The organism is Pseudomonas sp. CBC3, from assembly GCF_037967085.1.
Lineage (GTDB): Bacteria > Pseudomonadota > Gammaproteobacteria > Pseudomonadales > Pseudomonadaceae > Stutzerimonas.
The window spans coordinates 662,190-688,988 of record NZ_JBANEO010000003.1; the positions used below are offsets into that span (position 1 = coordinate 662,190).

Genomic DNA, 26,799 nt, shown 5'->3' on the forward strand with positions numbered 1-26,799 from the left:
CTCCTCAGCCCGGCCAGACGCTGGATTCGGCACCGCCGTCGACTTCGATGATCTTGCCGGTTACCCACCTGGAGGCCGGGGTCGCTAGGTACAGTGCGGCAGCGGCGATGTCTTCCACCTCGCCCAGGCATTTCATCGGCGTGTTCGCTTCCATGGCCGCGCGCATCTCGGTCGGCATCACTCGATTCAACGCATCGGTGAGGATCGGGCCGGGCGCGATGGCGTTGACCCGGATCCGTGGCGCGAAATCGTGCGCCAGCAGACGAGTCAATTGGGACAGCGCCGCCTTGGCCGAGCCGTAGGCGCTGAACTGCGGCTGCGCGTAGCGGGCGGCGCCAGAAGTGATATTGAGAATGTTGCCGCTCCCTGCCTCATGCATATGCGGTACGCAGAGCTGGGCAAGCGCATAGGCCGAGCTGACGTTGAAACGCAGAACCTGCTCGAACTCCTCGACGCTCATCTTCAGTGGATCGTTCGGTCCGGCACCGCCAGCGTTGTTGACCAGATGAGTGATGCGCCCGAAGGTCTCCAGTGCGGTCTGCACCATGGCCTGGCGTTGGGCCGGCTCGTTGACGTCGCAGCTGACCGCGACGGCCTGGCCACCGGCGGCGCGAATGTCGGCGACTACCGCCTCGACGTCCGTCAGTGTGCGCGCGGCGCAGACCACCCGCGCACCGGCTTCGGCATAGGCGAGCGCGATGGCGCGGCCAATTCCGCGCCCGGCTCCGGTGACGATGGCGACGTCATCGCGCAGGGTGAAGCGATCAAGCAAGCTCATGATGTCTTCCTTTTTCCGAGAGTCTTCAAGCGCGGGCACCGAATTCCTGTGACGCTGGTGCCCACAGGTCCGGCAGGCCGGGATCGGTCGCCTGAATGAGGCGCTTGAGCAGCATCTTCAGAACCTGCGCGTCTGCTTGGCCAAGCTTTTCTATCAGCTGCTGTTCGACCGCCTTGGCCAACGCGATCTGTTCGAGCGACAGCTCCCGCCCGGCCGCGGTGAGCAAAAAGCGAAGCACCCCGAACTGCTTGTCGGGCGCCACATAGCCCTGCTTCTCCAGGAACAGCATCAGCGATTGCGTGACTTCCCGGCCGGTATAGCTGACGTAGTCATTGATTTCTTCCAGGGTCAGGTTGTCCTGGATGCACAGCACCGAGAGTACGAAGAAGGCATGCTCATCGATCTTCTGGCTATGCAGCAGCCGCCGCAGTGCGTCCAGCAGCTGGTAGTGCGCACGACCGGCCAGATAGCCCAGAAGGTCTTCGGTATAGCTGCACTCGGGTGGCGGCTCCGCACCCAGGCGCAGGAGTTCGCGAGGCTTGCACGTCGCCAGTGCGTACTGGCCGCTTTGGTAGGCCAGCGGCGGTAGTTCGGTCTTGTCGAAGGCCAGCACCTCGCCCACGAAGATCAGGTGATCGCCGCCTTCGTAGGTGAAGGCCGTACGGCATTGAAAGCGGGCGGTGCAATCCTTGAACAGCGGCGTGTCGTTGATGCCCTGGTCGAGATTGACGCCGGCGAACTTGTTCTCACCGCGGGAGGCGAAACGGCCCGACAGCACGTCCTGCTCTGCCGACAGGACGTGCACGTTCCAGTGCCTGTTTTCGGTGAACGCCGGCAAGCTCAGCGCCGATTTGGCCAGGCTCCACAGTACGAGGGGCGGATTCAGCGAAACCGAATTGAAGCTGTTTGCGGTGACGCCTACCGGCTCGCCCTCTGCGTTGCGGGTGGTGATGATTGTCACGCCGGTGGTGAAGGTGCTCAGCGCGGCGCGAAACGCCTGAGGGTTGAAGCTGGCTACAGCCGTCATGGTCTGCCTCGTGAATCCGGTCAGTCGTGGACGCAGTATTGGCAGTCGGGCAAGTGGGAACATCGTCTTTACGGACTAAAAACGCGGTCCGCCGCGTGTCGTCCGGATGGACGAGGCAGGGGCCGGATGGCGCGGGCTAACGTGTCCGTCGACCAGGAACGACACGGCCGCCCGGGAGGCCCTATGAGTGCATATCTGCGATCCATCGATGAAGTGCGCGCGCTGCTTGGTGCACAGCGTCAGGCTTACGACCGAGAGGGCCCGGTCGACGCCGCGACCCGCCGACGCCGGCTGCAAGCGGTGATCGAACTGCTGGTGGCCGAGCAGAACAGGCTGCTGGAGGCGATGGATGCCGACTTTGGTGGGCGCCATCCGGGCTATTCACTGATGACAGATGTGCTCGGTGCGCTGAGTTCACTCAAGCACGCTCGCAGCCATTTCGAGCAGTGGATGCAGGATTCGCCCCGGCCGCCGTTTGCGCCCTATGACCAGCTCGATGCCGAGGCATGGGTGCAGTATCGGCCCAAGGGCAGCGTGGGCATCATCGGCACCTGGAACGCGCCGGTGTTTACCTTGCTGAGCCCGCTTGCAGGTGTGCTCGCCGCCGGCAACCGGGCAATTCTCAAGCCGTCCGAGATCGTGCCCAACACTGCGCAGGTGCTGGCGGAGGCCATCGCTGATCGTTTCGATCCCTTAGAGCTGGCCATTGTCACGGGCGGCGTCGAGGTCGGACAGGGCTTCGCCAGCCAGCCGTTCGATCATCTGGTATTTACCGGCGGTACCTCAATTGGCCGGGACGTTATGCGCCGCGCCGCGGAGAACCTCGTACCGGTGACGCTGGAGCTCGGCGGCAAGTCGCCGGCCATTGTCGGCCGCAGTGCGGACATCGCCGATGCGGCCCGGCGCCTGGCCATCGCCAAGTTCACCAACGGCGGGCAGATTTGCGTCTCGCCGGATCTGGTCTACGTGCCGGTGGAACAGAAACAGGCCTTCATCGGCGCGCTCCGCGATGCGGTTGGCGTGCTGTACCCACGAGCCGCCGGCAACCCGGACCTGGTTGCGGTGGTCAACGAGCGCCACCTCCAGCGCATCGACCGTTACCTGGCCGATGCCGAGGCGCAAGGCGCCGAGATCATCCGTTGCCCCGACGAGGCGCCCGTACCTGGCTGCTGCAAGCGGCCGCTGAGTGTGGTGGTCAACCCGCCGTTGCACAGCCTGGTCATGCAAGAAGAGATCTTCGGCCCGGCAATGGTGCTGCTGACCTACAGCGACCTTCCCGCCGTGGTGGAAGAAATCAACAGCAGGCCCCGGCCATTGGCACTGTATTACTTCGGCCATGACCAGGCCGAGCAGGATTACGTGCTCGGCCACACCTTGTCGGGCGGCGTGACGATCAACGACGCGATGATGCATCCGGCCATGCATGACGCCCCGTTCGGTGGCGTTGGCGCTTCGGGCATGGGGCACTACCACGGCTGGGAGGGCTTCTGTCAGTTCAGTCATGCACGCACCATATTCAAGGCGCCGGCCTATGACCCGCGCGGCGAGTGGGGCCTTTTGCCGCCCTACGGCGAAAACCTTCTCGCCACCTTGCAGGCGCAGGTCACCGCTGACTGAGCAGACATGGCCCGGTCGTGGCTGCCAGGTCGCGCCGGCCCTGCGTAAAAACCGTCATTCATGATCGGAGCATTCCCATGAGCAAAACCGACCCCGCTGGCGAGCCCGTTCTCGCCGAGCTAGAAATCCAGCCAGCCTGGCCGCGCCGTGGGGTACTCAAAGCCGGCGCGCTGGTTTTTGGCGCCACGATGCTCGGTCGCTTCGCCCTGGCAGGCGAGCGAACCACCGGCCTAACGTCAGAGCAATACGCGGGGCTCGACGCCTGGGCCATGGCCGAGGCGGTGCGTAGCGGTGAGCTGACAGGCGCGGAGCTGTTGGCCGCGGCGCTTGCTCGCTGCGAGGCGGTCAATCCGCAAGTCAACGCCGTGAACATGCTGCATGAGGATTACGCTCGGGCGCTGCTGAACGAACGTCGCGCGGCCCGCGAGACGGGTGCGCTGGCCGGCGTGCCACTGCTGGTGAAAGATCTCAGCACGTATCTGGCTGGCACCGTGACCAGCCATGGCAGTCGACTGTTTCGGGATGGCCCGCCGTCGCAATTCACCAGCACCTTGATCGCGCGTTACCAGGCCGCCGGTGCGGTGCCCTTTGGCAAGACTGCCACCCCTGAGTTCGGGCTGACCACCACCACCGAGTCGGCGCTGTGGGGCCAGACTCGCAACCCTTGGGATCTCGAGCGCAGCGCCGGAGGTTCCTCCGGCGGCGCGGCGGCGGCAGTGGCGGCGGGCATCGTACCGGCGGCCCATGCCACCGACGGCGGCGGCTCGATTCGCATCCCGGCGTCTTATTGCGGCCTGGTCGGCCTGAAGCCCAGCCGTTACCGCACGCCCAGCGGTCCGGGCCGCTTCGAGGGCTGGTTCGGCGCGAGCGTGGCGCACGTGGTTTCGCGCACGGTGCGCGACACGGCGCTGTTTCTCGATGCGGGGCAGGGCCATGAGGCCGGCAGCCCATACTGGACCCAGCCACTGGAGCGCCCCTTCGTCGAGGCGGTGGAGCGCGATCCCGGGCGCCTGAAAATTGCGCTGGTCAGCCGTTCGCTGACCGGTGCGACGCTGGACCCGGCAGTGGCGCAGGTGCTCGACGATACCGTGAAGCTTTTGCTCGGCCAGAGTCATGAGGTTGAGGAACTGACCCTGCCGGTCGACCCGCGTGAGCTGTTCTCGGCCCATGGCAAGGTGAGCGCCACCGCGCTGCTGGCCAGCATCCGCGACCGTGAAGCAATACTCGGGCGCAAGCTGAACACAGACGAGCTGGAGCAGATCACCCACGTCGTGCTGGGCAATGGCGAGCAAGTCAGCGGGCTCGACCTGTACCGCGCGCGGCACGCGTTCGAGACCATCAGCGAGCAAATGGAGCGCCCGTTCGAACGCTTCGACCTGATTCTTTCGCCAGTCACCGCCAACCTGCCGCCCAAGCTCGGCGAGTTGCGCCTCTCGCAACCCTGGGAAAGCTACATGCAGAAGGCCATGGGCAGCGCCTCCTTCACGGTGCTGGCCAACGTCAGCGGGCAGCCGGCGATCTCGTTGCCGCTCGGCTGGAGCGAGGAGGGGTTGCCGGTGGGGATGATGTTCACCGCGCGCCTGGGTGGCGAGGAACTGTTGCTGCGCCTGGCCGGACAGCTGGAACAGGCCCGTCCCTGGTCGTCTCGCCGTCCCGGCCTGCCGGTGTGATCGGTTTTTGGCTATCTGCTAGTCCGCTTTGACGATGAGTCTGCCAGCTCCGGCTTCCGATAATCAGAACAGCCGCGCCTTCCTCGCAGCGGCGCTATAGAGGAATCAGAGATGGCAGCCACTCGCCAGAAAACACAACAAGAAGTCGACCTGATCGAGCGCGCGCGGCAAATGATCCCCGTGCTTAAAGCGCGCGCCGCCCAAGCGGAAAGCCAGCAGAAGGTGCCGGACGAAACCATCGCCGATCTGCAGGAAGCCGGCCTGTTCAAGGTCCTGCAACCCAAGCGCTTCGGTGGCTACGAGGCCGACCTGCGTACGTTCGCGGACATCCAGATGGCGCTGGCCGAAGGCTGCATGTCGACTGCCTGGATCTATGGGGTCATCGGCGTGCATCCCTGGCAATTGGCGCGCTATCCGCTCCAGGCGCAGGAAGACGTCTGGGGTTCGGACCAATCCACCCTCATGTCTTCAACCTATATGCCGGTCGCCAAGGTGACGCCTGTGGAGGGCGGCTATCGCATCAGCGGCCGCTGGGGCTTCTCCAGCGGCAGCGAGCACTGCCATTGGTGCCTCCTGGGCGGCATCATTCCGCCCGATGAGAACGGCGAGGGCGCCGAGCACGGCACCTTCCTGGTGCCACGCAGCGACTACCGCATCGAACACAACTGGGACGTCCTGGGCCTGCGCGGCACCGGCAGTCACGACATCGTCGTGGAGGATGCATTCGTGCCGGCGCACCGCGTTCAGCGCACCAATAATTCAAGCCTCGAAGCGACCCCGGGCCGCGAAGCCAACCCCAACCCGCTGTACGGCATTCCCTTCGCCCAGGTGTTCACCCGCGCTGTTTCCACCTCTTGCCTGGGTGCATTACAGGGCGCGATCAACGAGTTCCGTGAAAACGCCGCGCGGCATATCGGCAAGCACGGTGCGAAAACCGCAGAGGACCCGCTCGCCCAGGAAACCGTGGCCGATGCCTCGCTGACCCTGGACATGCTGCGTCTGGTGCTCGATCGCAACTACGAACAGTTGCAGGAAATCTCCGCCGGTAACGCCTTCCCGGATGTGGAAACCCGCCTGCTGTATCGCTACCAGTCGGCCTACGTGACCAATACCTGCGCCGAGAAGGTCAGCGGCATCCTGCGCTGCATGGCCGCGTCCGGGCTCTACGAGAGCAATCCGGTGGCGCGGATTTTCCGCGACCTGCACCAGGCTCGCGGGCACATCTCCAACAACGTGGCCGCGTTTGCCCGCACCTATGGCGCCGTCCAGCTCGGCCTGCCCAATCCCGACCCCTACGTGTGACAGCCATGCCGCTGTCCGTGCGACGGCGGTTCGATCGATCAAGCAAGTGAGTCCGGAACATGCATAACAACAAGAGTCATCCAGACACTTACGACGTTGTGGTCGTCGGCTCGGGGGCCGGTGCGATGACGGCAGCGATAACCGCCGCCGACCAGGGGCTGTCGGTGCTGGTAGTGGAAAAGGCCGCGCAGTACGGCGGCACCTCGGCGTTGTCCGGCGGCGGCATCTGGATCCCCGACAACCACTACTTCAAGAAAATCGGCGGCAAGGATAGCTACGAGCAGGCCATGACCTACCTCAAGGCTGCGATCGGCGACCGGGTCGACGAGTCACGCCTGCACGCCTATCTGACCCACGCCCCGGCGATGATCCAGTACCTGGAGGAGCGGACCCAGGTGCATTACACCGTGGCCGACAAGTATCCGGACTATTACCAGGACCTGCCCGGCGCCCTGAAGGGCGGGCGCAGCCTGGACCCGGAACTGTTCGACGTCAGCGTGCTGGGCGCGGAACTGGAAAACCTGCGCGAGGCCTCGCCGACCACGCTGCTGATGGGGCGCATCGCCTGGACCGCGCGGCACGCCCACAAAGTCATGGCCAAGGCGCCCGGCTGGCGGCTGCTCGTGCTCTGGCTGATGCTGCGCTACAAGTTCGACTTCGCTTGGCGCAAGAAGACCCGCCGCGACCGCCGCACCGCGCTCGGCAACGCCCTGGTGGCGAGCCTGCGCGCCTCCATGCTCGACCGCAAGATTCCCCTGTGGCTGAACACCGACTTCCGCGAATTGATCGAGGAAGACGGCGTGGTAACGGGCGTGGTCATCGAACGCGACGGCCAAACGATGGCCATCCGCGTGCGGCGCGGGGTGATTCTCGGTGCCGGCGGCTTCGAGCAGAACCAGACCCTGCGCGACCGTTATCTGCCGCAGCCGAACAATCACGAATGGAGCGCCACGCCCAAAGGCGGTAACACCGGAGCGGCATTGGAGGCGGGGCAGAAGATCGGTGCCGCCACCGACCTGCTGGACTGGGCATGGTGGGCGCCCACGCTACAGGTGCCGGGCGAGGCCCAGTCACGCGGGGTGTTCGCCGAGCGGGCGTTTCCCGGTGCCATCGTGGTCAACGGCCAGGGTCGGCGCTTCGTCAACGAGGCGGCGCCTTATCTGGAATTCGTCGATGCGATGTACCGCGACAACGAGACCAGCGGCGGCAAAAGCGTGCCCGCCTGGGTGATCTTCGATGCCAGGTTCCGCTTCGGCTATGCGATGGGCCCGCTGATGCCGGCGCAGATCATGCCGGACAGCCGCCTGCGCAAGGAATGGCTGGGCAGCGTCTACTGGAAGGCCGACAGTCTGGACGATCTGGCCCGCCAGATCGGCGTCGCCGCTGACGGGTTGAAAGATACCGTGGCGCGCGTGAACCGCTTCGCCAGCAGCGGTATCGACGAGGACTTCGCTCGCGGCGGCAACGTCTTCGACCGTTACTACGGCGACTCGAACGTCAAACCCAACCCGTGCCTGGCGCCGCTGGACAAGGGGCCGTTCTACGCGATGCGGATGAATGCCGGCGACATCGGCACCAAGGGCGGACTGCTGACCAACGCGAACGCCCAGGTGCTACGCGAGGGTGGCGAGCCGATCGGCGGGCTCTATGCCATCGGCAACACCTCGGCTTCGGTGATGGGCACGCGCTATCCGGGCGCCGGCGCTACGCTCGGCCCGGCCATGACCTTCGGCTACATAGCCGCGCACCACCTGTCGGCAACGGCGTGAGGGCATGCTCATGAGTGCACGTTTGCGGGACAAGGTGGCGATCGTCACGGGCGGCGCCAGCGGCATGGGCGAATGCGCCGTGCGCCAGTTCGCCGCCGAAGGCGCACAGGTGCTGCTGACTGACCTGAACGTCGAGGCCGGACGTCGTCTGGCTCATGAGTTGGGCGACGCGGTGTCGTTCATGCAGCAGGACGTCAGCAATCCCGATGGCTGGCAAGCGCTGGGCGCGCTAGTGGATGAGCGCTATGGCCGGCTCGACGTGCTGGTCAACAACGCCGGAATCCTCAAGGCCGGGACGATCGAGCAGGCCACTCTGGCCGACTGGCAGACGCTGATGCGAGTCAACGCCGATAGCGTATTCCTCGGTTGCCAGACGGCGGTCGCACTGATGAAGCGCGGCGGGGGCGGCTCGATCATCAACCTGTCATCTATCGCCGCGATTGCCGGCAAGCCCGACTTTCTGGCCTACAGCGCCAGCAAGGGTGCCATCAGCGCGCTCACACGCAGTGTCGCGGCCTTTGGCCGGGCGCACCGCATCCGCTGCAATTCGCTGCATCCGGACGGCGTGCTCACGCCGATGACCCGCGCCATCTACCCGCCGGGTATCGATCCGGAGCAGTTGACCATCGACACGGACCCCATGAACCGGGCCTGCCGGCCAGAAGACGTGGCCAATGCCATGGTCTTTCTCGCCTCGGACGAGTCGCGGGCGATCAATGGCATCGAACTGCGCATCGATAGTGGCCAGTTCGTCATGAGTATCTAGACATGAACGCGCCCGAATACATCACGCTGCAGGTCGCCGAGGTGATCCACGAGACCGCCGACAGCTGCTCCTTCGTCTTCGACGTGCCTGAGGCTCTGATCCGGCGTTTCGAATACCGCCCTGGCCAGTTCCTCACCCTGCGTATTCCCCACGGCGATGATTGGCTGCCGCGCTGCTACTCGCTGTCCAGCTCGCCGCTGGAAGACGAGTCGCTGCGTGTCACCGTCAAACGGGTGGAGGACGGTCGTGGCTCGAACTGGCTATGCGACCGGTTAAGGCCCGGCGACAGCGTTCAGGTGCTGCCGCCGGCTGGTGTGTTCGTGCCCAGGTCGCTGGACACCGACCTGCTGCTGTTCGCCGGTGGTAGTGGCATTACGCCGGTGCTGTCGATCCTGCGCGCGGCGCTGAAACAGGGGCACGGCCGGGTTCGCCTGGTCTATGCCAACCGCGACGAAGGTTCGGTGATCTTTCGCGAGCTGCTTCGTGAGCTGGCCACCCTCCATCCGCGACGCCTGCAGGTGATCCACTGGCTGGACAGCGTGCAGGGCCGCCCCTCGCCTGAGCAATTGGCGGCGTTCGCCGAAGGCTTCGGCCACGCCGAGGCGTTCATCTGCGGGCCGGGGCCGTTCATGGACGGCGCCGTCACCGCGCTGAAGGCCGCCGGCCTGCCGAACCAGGCGGTACACGTCGAACGTTTCGTCTCGCTGCGGGGCGAGGGCGAGCAGCCCGCCGATGTGGTGGAGCATGCCGGCGCTACCGCGACGCGTCTGACTGTCGAGCTGGACGGCGAGCGCCACACCATCGACTGCGAACCTGGCGAGCTGCTGCTGGCGGCGATGCGCCGGGAAGGGCTGCAAGCGCCGCACTCCTGTCTGGTCGGCGCCTGCGCCTCCTGCATGTGCACCCTGGTGGAGGGTGACGTCGAGCTGCTGGCCAATGATGCCCTGGATGCGGACGAGCTGAAGGAAGGCTGGACGCTGGCCTGCCAGGCCATCGCGCTCAGCAGCAACGTCCACCTGCGTTTTCCCGACTGATTGAACCGAGGCTGACATGACCGTGCTGACGACCCCTTCGACCCGCGCCGACGCTGACGTCCGCGCCATCCAGACGCTGCCTGCGCTGCTGTTTTCTGCCGCCGAGGTCCATGCGGGGCGCACAGCGCTGGAAGATGGCGAGCGGCGAATCGACTATGCCGAGCTGCCCGAGCACGCTCTGGCTATCACCCGCGGGTTGATGGCGCTCGGTGTGAAGGCGGGCGATCGAGTCGCCATCTGGGCGCCGAACTGCATTGACTGGGTGCTGCTGGCCCTCGGCCTGCAATGCGCCGGCGCGGTGCTGGTGCCGCTCAACACCCGCATGAAGGGCGCCGAGGCGGCGGATATCCTGTCGCGTAGCCGTACGCGCCTGCTATTCGTGCAGGGGCAGTTTCTCGGCGTGGACTATCCGGCAATGCTGGCGCCACACCGGCCAGCGGGCCTGCGACATGTAGTGGTGCTGGGCGAAGCCCCGTCGGCTGCGGCGGATTTCAGCCTGGATGCGCTCGTGGCCATCGGCTCGACGGTATCGCCGCAAGCCGCCTGCGAACGCGCCCAGGCGGTGCGCGCGGAAGATCTGTCGGATCTGCTCTATACCTCTGGCACCACCGGCAAACCCAAGGGCGTGATGAATGCCCACGGTCAAAGCCTGCGCGCCTTTGGCGAATACGCCCGGATCATCGGCCTGGTGCCGGGCGACCGTTACCTGATCGTCAATCCGTTCTTCCATTCATTCGGCTACAAAGCCGGCTGGCTGACTTGCCTGCTGGCTGGCGCGACGATCCTGCCGCATGCGGTGTTCGACGCTGAACAGATTTTCGAGCGGGTCGCCAGCGAACGGATCACCGTATTACCCGGCCCGCCGACGCTGTACCTGTCGATGCTGGCGCATCCGAATCTGCAAAACACCGATCTGGGCAGCCTGAGAATTGCCGTTACCGGCGCATCGACCATCCCGCCGCAATTGATCGAGCGCATCCGCGGCGAGCTGGGTTGCGAGGTGGTGACGACCGCCTATGGCCTGACCGAATGCGGCGGGCTGGCCACCATCTGCGACCCGGCCGCTGCCGCGGAAGTCATTGCCGGCACCAGCGGCCAGCCCATCCCCGGTACGGAGGTGCGCATCGTCGACGCCGACAACCGTCCGGTGCCAGCGGGGGAGAACGGCGAAATCTGCCTGCACGGCTTCCATGTGATGCAGGGCTATTTCGACGACCCCGGCGCCACCGCCGAGGCCATCGACGCGAACGGCTGGCTGCACACCGGCGACGTCGGCAGCCTGGATGCCAGCGGCAATCTGCGCATCACCGGGCGGCTCAAGGACATGTTCATCGTCGGTGGCTTCAACTGCTATCCAGCCGAGATCGAGGCCGCGCTCGGCGAGCATCCGGACGTTGCGCTGGTGGCGGTAATCGGCGTTCCCGATGAGCGCATGGGCGAGGTGGGCTGCGCCTGCGTGGTGCGCAAAAGCGGCGCGATACTCGACGCATTCGACCTGATCGCCTGGTCGCGCGAACACATGGCCAACTACAAGGTGCCGCGCAAGGTGGTGTTCTTCGAGCAACTGCCGACCAACGCGTCGAACAAGATCGACAAGTTGAAGCTGCGCGCCGAGCTGTCCTGAGCGATCCAGGCAGTGACATGATCGGCCAGCCGTGACCTGGCCGATCCCGATTTCGCCCATCAGAGGCAAGCGATCCATGGACCACGACAACAATACTTCCAGGTCTCCCTTCAGCCCTCTGCGTGTCGGTCCGCTGACACTCAGGAACCGCTTCATCAAGGCCGCGACCAATGAAGGCATGTCCATCGATGGAGTGCCCAGCAAGCAGCTGGTGCGCTTCCACGAGTCGATGGCGGCCGGCGGCACGGCCATGACCACGCTGGCGTACTGCTCTGTCAGCCACGACGGACGAACGCTGCCGGGCCAGATCGTGCTGCAGCCGGACAGCCTGGCGCATCTTCGCGTGCTGACCGATGCGGTGCACCGACACGGCGCCGCTGCCTCGGCGCAGATCACCCATGGCGGCTGCTTCACCTTCATGACCCAGCGCTCCACGCCCCGGCCGTTGTCGGCCAGCGGCGGCTTTAACAAGATCGGCATGCTCAGCGGCATGTTCCGCAAGCAGGCGATGACCGAGGCGGACATGGATCAGGTCGTCCGCGAGTTCGCCCAGGGCGCCCGGCTGGCACGGGAGGCGGGGTTCGATGCCGTTGAGATCCACATGGGGCACGGCTACCTGCTCAGCCAGTTCATCTCGCCGCTGTACAACAAGCGCCGCGATGCCTACGGCGGCAGCCTGGAGAACCGCCTGCGCTTTCCGCGTCAGGTATTGCGTGCGGTGCTCGATGCGGTGGGCAGGGACATGGCGGTGCTGTGCAAATACAGCATCACCGAGGGGGTAAAGGGCGGCAATCAGCCGGAAGACGGCGTGGCCATTGCGCGCCTGCTCGAGGCGGAAGGCGCGAACATGCTGGTGCTCAGTGCCGGTATGAATGCCGAGTCCATCACCACCATGTTCGGCTCCTCGTTTCCCAAGGAAAACCGCGTGCGCCCGAGTAATCCGCTGGTGGCGGCAGCCATGGCGATCCAGCAATTGCGCGAGCGGCCAGTGGACTTTCGCGAGCTGTACCTGCTGGAGCATTCGCGGCGGATCCGCCAGGCCGTCAAGGTGCCGCTGGCCTACCTGGGCGGCGTCACAAGCCTGCGTGGCGTCCAGCAGGTGCTGGACGAGGGCTTCGACGCGCTGGCACTGGGTCGGGCGCTGATCGCCGAGCCGGATCTGGTCGCGAAGTTCGCTGCGGGGGCCAGCCAGCAAGGCATCTGCACGGCGTGCAACCGATGCGTGGCGATGATGTATACGCCGGGCGGTACCAGCTGTGTGCTTGGTGCGCCGGGTGACCCGGTGCTCAATGCTCAGGCGGCGGCTTCCTGAGTTTTTCAGGAATGTGGTTGTTCGTGTTTCATGGCGGTGACCATCGGGTTGGCGGTGCTGAATAAGCATTTTGCTTTCATGGCGATTAGCGAGTTGTTTGAGAGCTTGGTTTCGCCCTGCTGGGCGAGTCCCTTTTGGCAGTCGCCCCAAAAGGAACCAAAAGGTCTTGCCCCGCCATCCGGCCCTGCGCTGCGCGCAGGGTTCGTTCACTCCATCGTCACTCCGAGGGTCGTCGTACAAGGGCCATCCCTGGCCCTATACGACTCTCGCCGCATCCATGCGGCTCGCCCCTCTACGCAACGATTGCGCTCACCCTCCTGATGGGGCGTCTGGAGTTGTCTGACAGTTCGGTTGAAATTCAAAAGCCAAAGCAGCATAGACAATCTTCCAGGCGGTTTGGACCGTTCCCGTCAGAACCCGTCGACGCCCGCCTCTCGGACAAACCAGTACTCGCCCCAAGGTCGGGCACACCCACGGTATGCACCTGCTGCTGTGGGAGGCCCGCCCTCGCGGCGAACGGCGTTGCGCTCAGAGCCGGGCCTTTCACAAGGTGCACTACTGCACCCTCGGCTCGCGCGGCATGCCCAGTGCGCGCTCGGCAATGATGTTGCGTTGAATCTCATTGCTGCCGCCGTAGATGGTGTCGGCGCGGGTGAACAGGAACAGCGACTGCAGACGCGACAGTTCGTAGGGCGCCTCTTCGAGGATTTCCGCCTGTGGCCCGAGCACGTCCATCGCCAGCTTGCCCAGCTCGGCGTGCCAGGTGGACCAGGCCAGCTTGTAGATGGTCGCCTCGCGACGCAGGCTGCCGTCCTGCGGGCCGGAAAGCATCCGCAGCGAGTTGTAGCGCAGCACCCTGAGCCCCGCCCAGGCCTGGGCCAGGCGCTGGCGGATCAGCGGGTCCTCGGCGGCGCCGTTGCCTTTGGCGAGACGGATGACCTCATCCAGCTCGTTCTGGAACTGCATCTGCTGGCCCAGGGTAGATACGCCACGCTCGAATCCCAGGAGCGCCATGGCGATCTTCCAACCCTCGCCCGGCGCGCCGATCATGCAGGACGCCTCGGCTTCGGCATCGTCGAAGAACACCTCGTTGAACTCGCTGGTGCCGGTAATCTGCTGGATCGGCTGCACGCTGATGCCGGGCTGATCCATCGGCACCAGCAGAAAGGACAGGCCGTGATGGCCGCGGCTGTCCGGATCGGTGCGCGCCAGCACGAAGCACCAGTCCGACTCGTGGGCCAGCGAAGTCCAGACCTTCTGTCCATTGATCCGCCAGATACCGCGCGTGGCGTCGACCTGCGCGCGGGTCTTGACCCCGGCCAGGTCAGAGCCGGCGCCCGGCTCGGAATAGCCCTGGCACCAAAACTCGCGGCCTTCGAGAATGCCGGGCAAGAAGCGTGCACGCTGTTCGTCGCTGCCGAAGGCCACCAGGGTTGGGCCGATCAGCCCCTCGCCGATGTGCCCCATGCGGCCGGGACCGCCGGCACGGGCATATTCCTCGTGAAAGATCACCTGCTGGCTGATCGACAGGCCGCGACCGCCGCATGCGCTTGGCCAGCCCAGGCCGACCCAGCCACCCTTGGCCAGCTCACGTTCCCAGGCTTTGCGTTCCTCAGGAAACATATGCTCGTCGCCCGGCCCGCCACGAAAGCGCAGCGGCTCGAAGGGGCCGCGCAAATGCTCGGCGAGCCAGCCGGCGACTTCCTGGCGAAAGGCTTCGTCTTCTGCGCTGAATCCGATCTTCATGTGAACTGCTCCAGAATCAGGTGGGCCAGGCGCTCGCGGTGCTGAGCGGGGTTGCCGAACAGCTGTTCACCGGCGCGGGCGCGTTTGAAGTACAGGTGCGGGTCGTATTCCCAGGTGAAGCCGACCCCGCCGTGCAGCTGGATCGACTCGGCGGCGCAGTGCATGAAGGCTTCGCTGGCGTGGATCTTGGCAACGACGCTGACTTCGCCCAATTCGCCCGCGATCAGTCTGTCGCCTTCGGCTGAGAGCACTTCATGGGCCACACAGGCGGCGTAGTAGCAGGCCGAGCGTGCGCTCTCGATCTCCAGCATGAGGTCGGCGCAACGGTGTTTGATGGCCTGGAAGCTGGCGATGGAACGGCCGAATTGCTGGCGTTCGCCGAGGTAGGCCAAGGTCAGATCCAGGCATTGCTGGGCGCTGCCTGTCTGCTCACAGGCCAGCGCGATGGCGGCGAGTTGCAGCGTGGTGTCGAGCAAATGCGCGCCCGCGCCGGGCGCGTGCAGGCATTGCTCGGCCGATACCCAGACAGCCTCCAGCGATACGTGCCCGAGGCGCCGGGTCTGGTCCAGCGTGGGCAGCGCGCGGCGGTTCAGGCCCGGTTGATTGGCCGAAACGGCGAACAGCCCGATGGCGTCGTTCGGGCCGTCCGTGAGTTGCGCGGCGACGATCAGCAGATCCGCCTCCGCACCGTCGAGCACCGCCTCGCAAACACCGTCGAGCCGCCAGCCGTTGTCTTCGGCCGTGGCCTGCACCCCTTGCGACAGCACATGCCCGGCGCGCGTGGCGGGCGAGCAGGCGAGGGTGGCTGTGAGGCTGCCGGCCGCTAGTTCCGGTAGCCAGCGTGCCTTCAGCGCCTCGTTATCGCTCAATAGTAGCGCCGGGGTGGCGACGCAGGCGGTGGCAAAGAACGGCGAACTGAGCAGTCGCCGGCCCATCTGTTCAAGCAGGATGGCCTGCTCGACGAAACTGAGGCCGAGGCCGCCGTGGTCTTCCGGAATGATCAGCGCCGGCCAGCACAACTCGCCAGCGATCTTCCGCCACAGCTCGCCGTTGTAGCGGTCGCTCTCCATCGCGGCGCGCACTGCGGCTGAATCTGAGGCCTTGGCCAGAAAGCCGGCGGCGCTCTCCTGGATCATCAGTTGTTCATCGCTCAAGGCGAAATCCATGTTCGGGCTCCTTCGGGCATCAATGGCCGGCAGCCTATGACGCGCACTCGGTGGCGGAATCCTCGATACGGACTAGGGGCTGTTGACGTTTCGTTCGCCGCCGCGCCGGAGCCTGTTTTTGCGCGAGGCAAGACCGCGCCCGCTCCCGGCGGGCTTGCGGCATTCACTCCATCCATGGAGATCGCACGAGGAGTGAAGTTTGGTTGTTCCAAATGAGCGACGAGTAACGCCGCCTCGCGTAAAAACAGGCCCGGCCCGCAGGGTTGCGCAGCAACGCGGCTCGCGACGAAACGTCAACAGACCCTAATACCCCTCGAAGGTTGGCCGGCGCTTTTCCAGGAACGCTTGCATGCCTTCCTTCTGATCGCGCGAGGCGAACAGCAGGGCGTTGGCCTTCCGTTCCAGGGCCAGGCCGGCTTCGAGCGAGGCGTCCATCCCGGCGAGGATGACTTCCTTTATCTGCTCGGCGGCCAGCGGCGGCATGGCGGCGACCAGGCGGGCCTGCTCCAGCGCGTGGGCCTGCACCTGGTCATCGGCCACCACTTCACTGACCAGCCCGGCGATCCAGGCTTCATGGGCGGTGATCGGTCGGCCGGTGAGGGCCATCTGCATCGCCTTGGCTTTGCCCACCGCGCGCAGCAGACGCTGGGTGCCACCGATGCCGGGCATGATGCCGATGCGGATTTCCGGCTGGCTGAAGCGCGCGCCTTCGCCAGCGATGATGATGTCGGCGTGCATCGCCAGTTCGCAGCCGCCGCCATAGGCGTAGCCGCAAACGGCCGCAATCACGGGTTTGGGGCAGTGCTGGATCGGCGCCCAGACACGTTCGGTGTGACGCTGGAGAATCTCGATGGGGCCGACGCCGGCCATGCTGGAAATGTCGCCGCCGGCGGCGAACACCTGCTCGCCGCCAGTGAGCAGGATGCAGCGCACCGTGGGGTCCTGCGCCTGTTCACTGAAATGCCGCGCCAGCAGCGCCTGCAATTCCAGGCTCAGGGCGTTGTTGACGCTCGGACGGTTCAGGCGCAGGCGGACCACACCCTCGGCGGGCCGGTCCGAGAGCACCGTGGGTTCTTCTGCTGGGTTCATGAGCGCGGCGCTCCTCGGGGGCGGGAAGGGTGCGTCGATTGTTGGGGCGGGCAATGGGCGACTCATCGTCCGTTCAGACGACGAGCAGGCTGTTCGTGCTCAATACAGTGGGGCCATTGCTTAGACGAGGACGCAGCGATGGATGCCCCGAGCAGCCTGGATTTTTCCGACAAGACCGTACTGGTGACCGGCGGCACCAAGGGCATCGGCTCTATCATCGCCAGCCGCTTTCTGCAGGCTGGTGCGAACGTCGTGGTCTGCGGCCGCCAGGCACCGGAGCGACTGCCGGAGGGCGGTGGCCGGGTCGCCGAGTTTTTTCCCGTGGATGTGCGTGACGTCGATTCGCTGGTCGCTCTATTCGCGGCCATCGAAGACCGCCATGGGCGGCTGGACGTGCTGATCAATAACGCTGGCGGCAGCCCAGCCGCCGAAGCGGCGACCGCCTCGCCGCGTTTTCACGAAGGCATCATCCGTCTGAATCTGATCGCTCCGCTGAATGTCGCCCAGCAGGCCAATCGGCTCATGCAGCGCCACGCCGAAGGCGGGGTGATCCTGTTTATCGGCAGCGTCGCCGCGTTGCGCCCCTCGCCCGGCACCGCCGCCTACGGCGCGGCCAAGGCCGGTGTGCTGGCGCTGGTGAGTTCGCTGGCGGTGGAGTGGGCGCCCAGGGTGCGCGTGGCCGCCATCAGCCCCGGGCTGATCCGTACCGAGCAATCACATCTGCATTACGGCGACGAAGCCGGCATCGACGCGGTGGGCCGGACCATTCCGGCCGGGCGTATGGGCGAGCCGGACGACATCGCCAATGCCTGTCTTTATGCCGCCTCGCCGCTGGCGGCCTATTTCAGTGGAACCAACCTGCTGCTGCATGGCGGTGGCGAGAAGCCTGCGTTTCTCGCTGCCGCCAACGCCGACCAGCATTGATGCAACCCCGGTGACGCCGCCGGTGGTGGCGTCCAGACAGATCCATCAGGAGGCGAACTTGGCTGATCAAGAGCTGATAGAAAAACTGCGGGCCACGGTCGGACGCGAGTACGGCCGGGTGTACGCCTGGGACCAGGTGAATGCCCCGATGATTCGCCACTGGTGCGAACTCATGGGCATCGACAACCCGCTCTACACCGACCCGGCCTTTGCCCGTGATGCCGGCTACCCCGATGTGGTGGCGCCACCTGCGATGTTGCAGGTATGGGGCATGGCCGGACCGGACCTGGACAACTTCGCGCCGGGTTCCACCGACGCCAACGTGTTCGAGATCCTCAAGGATATCGAGGCCTGCGGCTACCCCGGCGTTGTGGCGGTGAACTCGGAACTGACCTTCGACCGCTACCTGCATGTCGGCGAGCGCATCTACTACAGCAGCCGCATCGACGCCATCAGCGAAGAGAAGACCACCGCGCTGGGCACGGGCTTCTTCGTCACGGCGATCATGACCTTTTTCATCGAGCAGCCCGATGGCCAGGACGACGAGCGGGTCGGCGAACTGCTGTTCCGGGTGTTCAAGTTCAAGCCGGCTGAGCGGCCACAGGCAGCCGAGCCGGCAAAGGCGAGCCAGGAGACACCCAAGCCGATGCGCCCGCTGCCGGGCATCAGCGATGACACCCGTTTCTTCTGGGACGGCTGTAAGGAAGGCAAGCTGCTGATCCAGCGCTGCACCGCCTGCCAGACCCTCCAGCACCCGCCGGCACCGGTATGCAGCACCTGTCATAGCTTCGAGCTGGACCACGTCCAGGCCAGCGGGCAGGGCGAGCTGTATTCCTTCGTGGTCATGCATTACCCCGAGGTGGCGCCGTTCGACCATCCCAACCCCATCGGCCTGATCGAACTGGACGAAGGCGTGCGCCTGATTGCCGGACTGGTCGGTGTCGAGCCGGGTGAACTGAAGATCGGCCAGCGTCTGCAAGTGGAGTTCGCCACGTTCGACGACCGGCTGACGCTTCCCCAGTTTCGGCCGGTGGCCGGGTAAGGAGGCCGCATGGATTTCTCATTCAGCGACGAGCAGCGCGCCATCGCCGAAATGGCGGACGGGCTGTTCCGCGATTACTGCACCGATGAGCGCCATCGCGCCTGGGAACTGACGGGTGAGCCCTTCATGGGCGAACTCTGGCGGACCTGCGTCGAGACCGGCCTGCATGCCCTGGCGATCACTGAAGACGCCGGCGGCAGTGGGCTGGGCATGACCGAACTGCTCTGCGTATTGCAGGCCCAGGGCGCGAGCCTCGCCTTGGTGCCGCTGTGGCAGCACCAGCTGGCAGCCGCAACCCTGGCACGCTGGGGTGGCGATGCTCATGCCGAGCAAGTGGCCCGGGCGGCCGAGGGCGGCGTGATGCTTTCGCTGTCGCTCGCCGGACTCGCCGCGGGGCGGGGTATTGGCCTGCAACTGGAGCCTGTCGAGGGCGGGTTTTCATTGTCCGGCGAGGTGGGAGCGGTGCCGCTGGCGGCGCAGGCCGACCGGCTGCTGCTGGTAGCCGAGGGCACGGACGGACCGCGTCTGGTGCTGTTGGACCCACGCGCCGAAGGCGTCGAACGCGTCGGGGGCATCGCCAACCACGGTCTGGCGGTAGCAGACCTGCACTGCCACAACGTGCTGCTGACCGCCGAACAGCTGTTGCCAGAGGCCGCGCTTGCCTGGCTGGAAACACGCGCCATCGCCGCCACCGCCGCGCTGCAGCTGGGCGTGAGCGACGAGCAGATACGCCGCACCGTGGACTATGTCAGCGAGCGGCGTCAGTTCGATCGCGCCATCGGCTCGTTCCAGGCGGTGCAGATGACCATGGCCGACGCGCGGATCGCCGCCGAGGCGCTGCGCTCGTCGCTCTACCAGCTCTGTTATCGGCTGGACCAGGGTCTTGGCTGCGAATCCGAAGCCCTGGCGACCCGCTACCTCGCCTGCGAGGCAGGGCACCTGATCGGCCACAAGACGCAACACGTGCACGGCGGTATCGGCGTCGACCTGACGTACCCGATCCATCGTTACCTGTACTGGAGCCGCGACCTGGGCCTCGCCCTAGGCGGACCTGCCGCCACACTCGATCGACTCGGACAGTGGCTTGCCAACAACGACACGCTGGGATGGAAATATGACCTCGAAGAAAACCAAGGCATTCGCTGACGTCACCCTCGGCGAAAAACTGCCGGAGCAGCAACTACCCGTCACCGTGATGTTGATCGCCGGGGGCGCCATCGCCACGCGCGATTACGTACCCGTGCACCACGACGTGGAAGCGGCGCGGGCTCAAGGCGCACCGAACGTGTTCATGAACATCCTGACCACCAGCGCCTTGGTGCAAGGGTTCATCGAGCAATGGAGCGGGCCGCTGGCGCGTTTCTCCGACCTCAAGATCAAGCTCGGCGCGCCCAACTATCCGGGCGACAGCATGACCTTCAGCGGTGAGGTGAGCGAGCGCGACGAGGCGAGCAAGCGCGTCGTCGTCACGCTCAAGGGCAGGAATTCCATGGGCAACCACGTGACCGGCACGGTCACCGTGGCCCTGCCGTGATCAACCGGAGGCAGTGTTCATGACCCAATCGAATCTTTCCGCCCAGGCGGCCATCGTCGGCCTTGGTGCCACCGAATTTTCCAAGAACTCCGGGCGCACCGAGCTGCGCATGGTGATGGAAGCGACCCTCGCGGCGCTCGAAGAGGCCGGCATCGATCCCAAGGAGGTCGATGGTTTCAGCAGCTACACGCTGGACAAGGTGCCCGAATTCGAGATCGCCCGGCTGCTCGGCAGCGAGCAGGTGCGTTTCTTCTCGCAGATCCCGCACGGTGGCGGCGCCGCGTGCGCACCGATCATGCACGCCGCTATGGCAGTGGCAACGGGCGTGGCGAAAACCGTGGTGGTCTACCGCGCGATGAACGAGCGTTCCTGGTACCGCTTCGGCAATGGCAGCTACGGTTTCGGCAACACGCCGATCTTCGAGAACGTCAACTACGGCTGGTACATGCCCCACGGCTTCCACACCCCGGCTGCCTGGATCGGCATGTTCGCCCAGCGCTACATGCACACCTACGGCGCGACCTCCGAGGACTTCGGGCGTGTGGCGGTCGCGGCGCGCGACTTCGCTTCGACGAACCCGAACGCCTTCTTCTATGGCAAGCCGATCACGTTGGAAGAGCATCAGGCCTCGCGCTGGATCTGCGAGCCGCTGCACCTGCTCGATTGCTGTCAGGAGTCCGACGGTGCGGTGGCGATGGTCATCACCTCGGTCGAGCGCGCCCGCGACCTCAAGCAAAAGCCGGTCATCATCAAAGGCGCCTCGCAGGGCATGGCACCCGGGCAGCAGTCGATGACCTCGTTCTACCGCGAAGACATCACCGGCCTGCCGGAGATGGACGTGGTGGCGCGTGAGCTTTACGCCCAGGCCGGCATCGGCCCGGATGCGATCCAGACCGCCGTGATCTACGACCACTTCACACCCTTCGTACTGCCACAGCTGGAGGCCTTCGGCTTTGCGCCACGCGGCGAGGCCAAGGAATTCGTCCGCGCCGGGCATCACGCCCGCGGCGGCAAGCTGCCGATCAACACCCACGGCGGGCAGATCGGCGAAGCCTACATTCACGGCATGAACGGCGTCGCCGAAGGTGTCCGTCAGGTGCGTGGCAACGCCGTCAACCAAGTGGAAAACGTCGAACACGTGCTGGTGACCGCCGGTACCGGTGTGCCAACCAGCGGCCTGATTCTCGGCGTGGCCTGAGGAGAGCGAAAATGTTCGTTGATCTCACCGATGAGCAGAGAGCCCTGCGCCTGAAGGTGCGGGACTATTTCAATCAGCTGATAAGCCCCGAGCTGCGCATGCAGATGCGCGGCCGGGAAGGCGGCGAGGAATTCCGCGCGCTGATCCGCCAGATGGGGCGGGACGGCTGGCTGGCGGTCGGCTGGCCAAAAGAGTACGGCGGACAAGGCTACGCCGCGACCGAGCAGTTGATCTTCTTCGAGGAAGCTAACATCGCGGGCGCACCGCTGCCGTTCGTGACCATCAGTACCGTCGGGCCGGCACTGATGGAGCATGGCACCCCGATGCAGAAGGAGCGCTTTCTTCCCGGTATCGCCGCTGGCGAGATTCACTTCTCCATCGGCTATTCCGAGCCAGATGCGGGTACCGATCTGGCTACCTTGAAGACGGCGGCGCGCCTTGAAGACGATCACTTCGTGGTCAATGGCAACAAACTGTGGACCTCCGGGGCCGGCAATGCCGACTTCATCTGGCTGGCGGCGCGTACCAACCCCGAGGAGCTGCGCCACAAGGGCATCTCGATCATGATCGTGGATGCCCAGAGCGAAGGCTTTTCGCATACCCCGATCCCCACTTGCAGCGTCGCTACGACCGCCACCTACTACGACAACGTAAAGGTGCCGAAGGAGATGCTCGTGGGCCAGCTGCACAAGGGCTGGAACCTGATCACGTCCCAGCTCAACCACGAACGGCTCGGCCTCGGAGCCTGGGGCGACAAGGTGGTGGGGCTGTTCCGCCGGGTCTATCTCTGGTCGCGCGCGCCGGATGAGAACGGTCGGCGCGCGACCGATCGGCCCTGGGTGCGCCAGTTGCTCGCCGAGTGTTATGCGCGCACCGAGGCGATGCGGCTGATCAACTTCCGCATCGCTGCGGAGCTGGAACAGGGCCGCATGGACGTCGCGCTGGCCTCCACCACCAAGGTCTATGGCTCGGAATCGGTCATCGAGATCCTGCGCAAGCTGACCGAGGTGGCCGGCGCAAACGGCCTGGTCCGTCCCGGCAGTTCCGCCGCCTTCCTGCTCGGCGAGCTGGAATACGAAGTGCGCGAAGCGGTGACCCAGACCTTCGGTGGCGGGGTGAACGAGCTGCAGCGCGAACTGATCGCCCAGTTCGGCCTGGGCATGCCGCGCGCGGTTCGCTGAAACCTTAGGCGCCGGGCCTGTCCCGGCGCTGCTGCGTCCCGAGCGACGCTCTTTCGCCGACGGGATTGCAGGCTTCTTCATAACAAGACAAAACTCCGGAGCCTGTCATGAGCATTTCCTACACCCCTGCGCGGCCTTGCCGTGTCGAAGATGTGCCTGCCTGGGATATCGAGACCGACGTGGCCATCGTCGGCTTTGGCGCCGCCGGCAGTTGTGCGGCGATCGAGGCCTGCGCCGCCGGCGCCCAAGTGCAAGTATTCGAAGTCGCCTCGGCTGCTGGCGGCAGCGCCGCGCTGTCCGGTGGAGAGGTGTACGTGGGTGGCGGCGGCGGGACGGATGTCCAGCGTGCGGCTGGCTTCAGCGACGACACCGAGGACTTCTACCGCTACCTGTTGATGTGCGGCGGGCCGGCAGCCGACGCTGAGCGCGTGCGCCTGTACGCCGAGCACGGCGTCGAGCATTTCGGCTGGCTGCGCGAGCAGGGCGTGCCGTTCAAGGGCACCTACCTGCCCGGCAAGTGGATTGAGCCGACCACCGACGACACGCTGTTGTGGTCCGGCAGTGAAAAGGCCTGGCCGTTCAGCGAGGCTGCCCAACCGGCGCCGCGCGGGCATACCGCGCAATTCGTGGGCTGGGGCGGGGGCAAGGTGCTGATGGAGGTGCTGTGCGAGCGCGCCGTTACCCTCGGCGCCCAGGTGCATTACGGCAGCCGCGCACTGACCCTGGTGACCGACCGGAGCGGTGCGGTGTGCGGGCTGGTGGTGCGCCTGGACGGCCAACCACGCTTCGTCCGTGCGCGCAGGGGTGTGATCCTTTGTGCTGGCGGCTTCATAGCTAACCCGGAAATGGTGCGGCGCTTCGTGCCGGCGGCCGAGGCCTGCCAGCAGCAGGTAACGGCCGGCAACGACGATGGCAGCGGCATTCGCATGGGCATTGGTGTCGGCGCGGCGGCCCTGAACATGCAGGAATTCTTCGCCACGCTGCCGTTCTTCCCGCCGGAATCGCTGGTCAAGGGCATCTTCGTCAATGCGCGTGGCGAACGCTTCATCAATGAAGACGCCTATCACGGGCGGGTCGCCCACTACGTGCTCCGCCAGCCCGAGGGTCGCGCCTGGTTGCTGGTGGACAACGAAATCTTCGGCAGGCCAATGCTGCAGCCGGACATCCCGGTCGCTGCGGTGGGGGAGAGCTGGGAGGAGGTCGAGGCGGAATTGGGCCTGCCCGCCGGTGCGCTGACGCATACGGTAGCGACCTTCAACCGTGAAGCTGCAGAGGGTCGCGATCCACTGCTGCACAAGGCCGCCGATTGGCTGCGTCCGCTCACCGAACCGCCGTTTGCCGCGCTGAGCTATTGCGCCGGGGACTTCAGCGGCCACGCCTTCACTCTTGGCGGGCTGGCCACCCGGCCGACCGGCGAAGTACTTGACGCCGACGGCCAGCCCATCGCCGGGCTCTTTGCGGCCGGGCGCACCGCCTGCGGTCTGCCGCGCTGGGGTGAGGGTTACAGCTCCGGTCTGTCGTTGGGCGACTCCACCTTCTTTGGCCGGCAGGCGGGGCTCAGGGCTGCGACGGTTTGAACGTGCCTGGGCGGGCTCGTCCATCCGGACGACGCGCCGCCTGCTAGCCGGCCCTTAGATTCGATCCACCCGTTCGACGACTCTCAGTTTTCAAGGACATGCGATGAGCACTATCGAGCAGTTCCGCGACGAGACAAGGGCCTGGCTGGAAGCCAACTGCCCGCCCTCCATGCGTACCCCGATGCCGGAAGACGAGCTGATCTGGGGCGGCCGCGACATTCAATTCAAAACCGATGATCAGCGCCTGTGGTTCGAGCGCATGCGCGACAAGGGCTGGTTCGCTCCCGATTGGCCGACCGAGTTTGGCGGCGGCGGGCTCGACCCCGAGCGCCAGGCGGTGCTGACCGGCGAGATGCGTCGTCTCGGTTGCCGTCCGCCCCAGATCAACCTCGGCATCTGGATGCTTGGCCCGGTGCTTCTGGAATTCGGCAGCGAAGCGCAGAAGCGCGAACTGCTGCCGCCGATGGTGCGTGGCGAGATTCGCTGGTGCCAAGGTTTCTCTGAGCCCAACGCCGGTTCCGACCTGGCCAGCCTGAAGACCAGCGCCCGCGAGGACGGTGATGACTTCGTCATCAACGGCACCAAGATCTGGACCTCCTACGGCAACAAGTCCGACTGGATGTACGCGCTGGTGCGCACCGGTCCCCAACAGCCCAAGCACGCCGGCATCAGCCTGATCGTACTGGACATGAAGTCGCCGGGCGTGACCGTCACACCGATCGACCTGATCAGCGGCAAGTCGTCGTTCTGCCAAGTGTTCTTCGACGAAGTGCGCGTGCCGAAGAAGAACCTGATCGGCCCGCTCAACGGCGGTTGGACGCTGGCCAAGGCGCTGTTGCAGCACGAACGCAAGGCCATGTCCAAGTTCAGCGAGTCGGCCCTACCGACCCATTTCGACCTGCTGCCGCACCTGCGCCAGTACCTGCCCGAGCCCGCTACGCCTGGCGAACATGCCCTGCGCCAGCGTGCCCTGGCCTGCTTGATGGACGAGCACGCCTTCCGCCTGACCACGCGGCGAATGATGGAAGGCATGCGCGCTCGCGAAGACGTGTCCGGAATCATGGCCATTTCCAAGCTGGTGCATTCCGAGCAGGAGCGCGACAAGTTCGAACTGATGCTGGACCTGATGGGGCACCGCGGGCTGGGGTTTTCCATCGAAGGCCACGGCGAACGCGAGGTGGCGATGACCCATGCATGGCTCGGCAGCTTCGCCCAGACCATTGCCGGAGGTTCTTCGGAAGTACAACTGAACGTCATCGCCAAGCGCGTGCTCGGCCTGCCGGATAGCAAGTAGAAGGAGTCTGCCGTGAGCCTGGTATACAACGAAGAACAACGACAGCTGCAGGACAGCGCCCGCGACTTCCTCGCCTCCCGCGCACCGGTCGCCCAGCAGCGCCGCTTGCGCGATGAAGGCGTGGCGCTCGGATTCGACGAGGCCGCCTGGCGCGGGATGCTCGAGCTGGGCTGGAGCGCGGTGGCGTTTCCCGAGGAACAAGGCGGTCTGGCCTTCGGCTTTGCCGGCTTCGCCCCGCTGTTCGAGGAACTCGGCCGCCACCTGAGCCCCTCGCCACTGCTGTCGAGCATCGTGCTCTGCGGCAGTTTGATCGAGGCGCTGGGGAGCGAGGCGCAGCGCCAAACGCTAATTCCGACATTGATCAGCGGTGAGCAGCGCCTGGCGCTGGCCCTGGAAGAAAGCCATCGGCATGCCCCTGAGCGGGTCGCGCTGCAAGCGGTTGCCGATGCGGACGACTACTTGCTGGCCGGCAGCAAAGCATGGGTACTGGATGCACGTGAGGCCGATGCGTTCCTGACCGTCGCTCGTCTCGAAGACGGCCGGACGGCGCTGTTCCTGGTGCCCGCTGATAGCGAAGGGCTGCACGTCTCGCCCCAGACGCTGGTGGATGCTCGTAACCACGGGACGCTGGCCTTCGATAGCGTGCGCGTGCCGTGTTCGGCACGCCTCGGCGAGAGTGATGCCGCGGCGGTCCTGGAGCGGGCGCTGGATCGCGGTCGTGCCTGCTTGGCGGCGGAGCTGCTCGGTATGTCCGAGCGGATCTTCGAGATGACGCTGGAATACCTGCGCACGCGGGTGCAGTTCGATGCGCCCATCGGTTCGTTCCAGGCATTGCAGCATCGGGCGGCGCGGTTGTATGTCGACCTGCAGCTGGCGCGCAGCGCGGTCATGGCGGCCTTCGAGGCGTTGGATGACACCAAGCTGGATGCCGGCGAGCGAGCCCGACTGGTCAGCCTGGGCAAGTGGAAAATCAACGAGGCCGCGCAGCGGATTTCCAACGAGGCGGTGCAGATGCACGGTGGTATTGGCGTAACCGATGAATACGACCTTGGCCTGTACCTCAAGCGCATTCGCGTGGCCCAGGCTTGCCTCGGCGATTCGGACTTCCATTGCGAACGTTATGGCGCGACTCTGAGCTGAGGCGTTGTT

At 65.6% G+C, this 26,799-nt stretch carries 22 protein-coding genes; 17 read left to right on the forward strand and 5 right to left on the reverse strand.

Features of this window, described 5'->3' with window-relative positions; translation table 11 throughout:
* Window positions 1–4 precede the first annotated feature (4 nt).
* Window positions 5–778: a glucose 1-dehydrogenase gene (locus V6943_RS15735; protein ID WP_340554399.1), complete on the reverse strand. Its 774-nt coding sequence runs from the start codon at window positions 776–778 to the stop codon at window positions 5–7.
* 25 nt (window positions 779–803) lie between these two features.
* Window positions 804–1,805: a flavin reductase family protein gene (locus V6943_RS15740; protein ID WP_181101070.1), complete on the reverse strand. Its 1,002-nt coding sequence runs from the start codon at window positions 1,803–1,805 to the stop codon at window positions 804–806.
* 183 nt (window positions 1,806–1,988) lie between these two features.
* On the opposite strand from V6943_RS15740, the gene V6943_RS15745 reads away from it, so the two are divergent.
* The 8 genes from V6943_RS15745 (at window position 1,989) to V6943_RS15780 (ending at window position 12,899) form a co-directional block, all read left to right on the forward strand.
* The gene (locus tag V6943_RS15745) at window positions 1,989–3,422 is read left to right on the forward strand and encodes a coniferyl aldehyde dehydrogenase (protein WP_340554402.1); all 1,434 of its coding nucleotides are present in this window, start codon (window positions 1,989–1,991) and stop codon (window positions 3,420–3,422) included.
* A 77-nt stretch (window positions 3,423–3,499) separates the two neighbouring features.
* A complete protein-coding gene (locus tag V6943_RS15750; protein WP_340554404.1) occupies window positions 3,500–5,092 on the forward strand; it encodes an amidase in 1,593 nt (530 codons plus the stop codon).
* A 111-nt stretch (window positions 5,093–5,203) separates the two neighbouring features.
* Complete coding sequence (locus tag V6943_RS15755) at window positions 5,204–6,394, forward strand: acyl-CoA dehydrogenase family protein (protein WP_340554405.1); 1,191 nt, start codon at window positions 5,204–5,206, stop codon at window positions 6,392–6,394.
* A gap of 59 nt (window positions 6,395–6,453) precedes the next feature.
* Window positions 6,454–8,163, forward strand: coding sequence for an FAD-dependent oxidoreductase (locus tag V6943_RS15760; RefSeq protein WP_340554407.1), 1,710 nt, complete (start codon window positions 6,454–6,456; stop codon window positions 8,161–8,163).
* A 10-nt stretch (window positions 8,164–8,173) separates the two neighbouring features.
* Window positions 8,174–8,929, forward strand: a complete 756-nt coding sequence (locus V6943_RS15765) for a glucose 1-dehydrogenase (RefSeq protein ID WP_181101078.1) — start codon at window positions 8,174–8,176, stop codon at window positions 8,927–8,929.
* Between the two features lie 2 nt (window positions 8,930–8,931).
* Window positions 8,932–9,963 carry a ferredoxin--NADP reductase gene (locus V6943_RS15770; protein WP_340554409.1) on the forward strand — a complete coding sequence of 344 codons (1,032 nt, stop codon included), beginning with the start codon at window positions 8,932–8,934 and terminating at the stop codon, window positions 9,961–9,963.
* Window positions 9,964–9,979: 16 nt separating this feature from the next.
* Window positions 9,980–11,587, forward strand: a complete 1,608-nt coding sequence (locus V6943_RS15775; RefSeq protein ID WP_340554411.1) for a FadD3 family acyl-CoA ligase — start codon at window positions 9,980–9,982, stop codon at window positions 11,585–11,587.
* Between the two features lie 76 nt (window positions 11,588–11,663).
* On the forward strand, window positions 11,664–12,899 hold the full coding sequence (locus V6943_RS15780; RefSeq protein ID WP_340554413.1) for an NADH:flavin oxidoreductase: 1,236 nt from the start codon (window positions 11,664–11,666) through the stop codon (window positions 12,897–12,899).
* Between the two features lie 555 nt (window positions 12,900–13,454).
* Here V6943_RS15780 and V6943_RS15785 read toward each other — a convergent pair.
* The 3 genes from V6943_RS15785 to V6943_RS15795 all read right to left on the reverse strand — a co-directional run bounded on the left by V6943_RS15785 (window position 13,455) and on the right by V6943_RS15795 (window position 16,900).
* Window positions 13,455–14,645, reverse strand: a complete 1,191-nt coding sequence (locus tag V6943_RS15785) for an acyl-CoA dehydrogenase family protein (protein WP_340554415.1) — start codon at window positions 14,643–14,645, stop codon at window positions 13,455–13,457.
* Window positions 14,642–15,811, reverse strand: a complete 1,170-nt coding sequence (locus V6943_RS15790; protein ID WP_340554417.1) for an acyl-CoA dehydrogenase family protein — start codon at window positions 15,809–15,811, stop codon at window positions 14,642–14,644. The genes V6943_RS15785 and V6943_RS15790 overlap by 4 nt, the downstream gene beginning before the upstream one ends.
* Window positions 15,812–16,114: 303 nt before the next feature.
* The gene (locus V6943_RS15795) at window positions 16,115–16,900 is read right to left on the reverse strand and encodes an enoyl-CoA hydratase (RefSeq protein WP_340554419.1); all 786 of its coding nucleotides are present in this window, start codon (window positions 16,898–16,900) and stop codon (window positions 16,115–16,117) included.
* A 138-nt stretch (window positions 16,901–17,038) separates the two neighbouring features.
* Between V6943_RS15795 and V6943_RS15800 the strand changes: the two genes are divergently transcribed.
* From V6943_RS15800 to V6943_RS15840, 9 genes are all read left to right on the forward strand, one after another.
* Entirely contained in the window at window positions 17,039–17,824 is a 786-nt protein-coding gene (locus V6943_RS15800) for an SDR family oxidoreductase (protein WP_340554420.1), read from the forward strand.
* 58 nt (window positions 17,825–17,882) lie between these two features.
* Window positions 17,883–18,866, forward strand: coding sequence for a bifunctional MaoC family dehydratase N-terminal/OB-fold nucleic acid binding domain-containing protein (locus V6943_RS15805; protein WP_340554422.1), 984 nt, complete (start codon window positions 17,883–17,885; stop codon window positions 18,864–18,866).
* 9 nt (window positions 18,867–18,875) lie between these two features.
* The gene (locus V6943_RS15810; RefSeq protein ID WP_340554424.1) at window positions 18,876–20,012 is read left to right on the forward strand and encodes an acyl-CoA dehydrogenase family protein; all 1,137 of its coding nucleotides are present in this window, start codon (window positions 18,876–18,878) and stop codon (window positions 20,010–20,012) included.
* The gene (locus tag V6943_RS15815) at window positions 19,981–20,400 is read left to right on the forward strand and encodes a MaoC/PaaZ C-terminal domain-containing protein (RefSeq protein WP_131650261.1); all 420 of its coding nucleotides are present in this window, start codon (window positions 19,981–19,983) and stop codon (window positions 20,398–20,400) included. Before V6943_RS15810 ends, V6943_RS15815 begins: the two co-directional genes overlap by 32 nt.
* Before the next feature lie 19 nt (window positions 20,401–20,419).
* The gene (locus V6943_RS15820; protein WP_131650262.1) at window positions 20,420–21,598 is read left to right on the forward strand and encodes a lipid-transfer protein; all 1,179 of its coding nucleotides are present in this window, start codon (window positions 20,420–20,422) and stop codon (window positions 21,596–21,598) included.
* 11 nt (window positions 21,599–21,609) lie between these two features.
* A complete protein-coding gene (locus tag V6943_RS15825) occupies window positions 21,610–22,779 on the forward strand; it encodes an acyl-CoA dehydrogenase family protein (RefSeq protein ID WP_340554428.1) in 1,170 nt (389 codons plus the stop codon).
* Between the two features lie 107 nt (window positions 22,780–22,886).
* On the forward strand, window positions 22,887–24,356 hold the full coding sequence (locus V6943_RS15830; RefSeq protein WP_340554430.1) for an FAD-dependent oxidoreductase: 1,470 nt from the start codon (window positions 22,887–22,889) through the stop codon (window positions 24,354–24,356).
* Between the two features lie 103 nt (window positions 24,357–24,459).
* Window positions 24,460–25,650, forward strand: a complete 1,191-nt coding sequence (locus tag V6943_RS15835) for an acyl-CoA dehydrogenase family protein (RefSeq protein WP_340554432.1) — start codon at window positions 24,460–24,462, stop codon at window positions 25,648–25,650.
* A gap of 12 nt (window positions 25,651–25,662) precedes the next feature.
* Window positions 25,663–26,790: an acyl-CoA dehydrogenase family protein gene (locus V6943_RS15840; protein WP_340554434.1), complete on the forward strand. Its 1,128-nt coding sequence runs from the start codon at window positions 25,663–25,665 to the stop codon at window positions 26,788–26,790.
* Window positions 26,791–26,799: the final 9 nt, after the last annotated feature.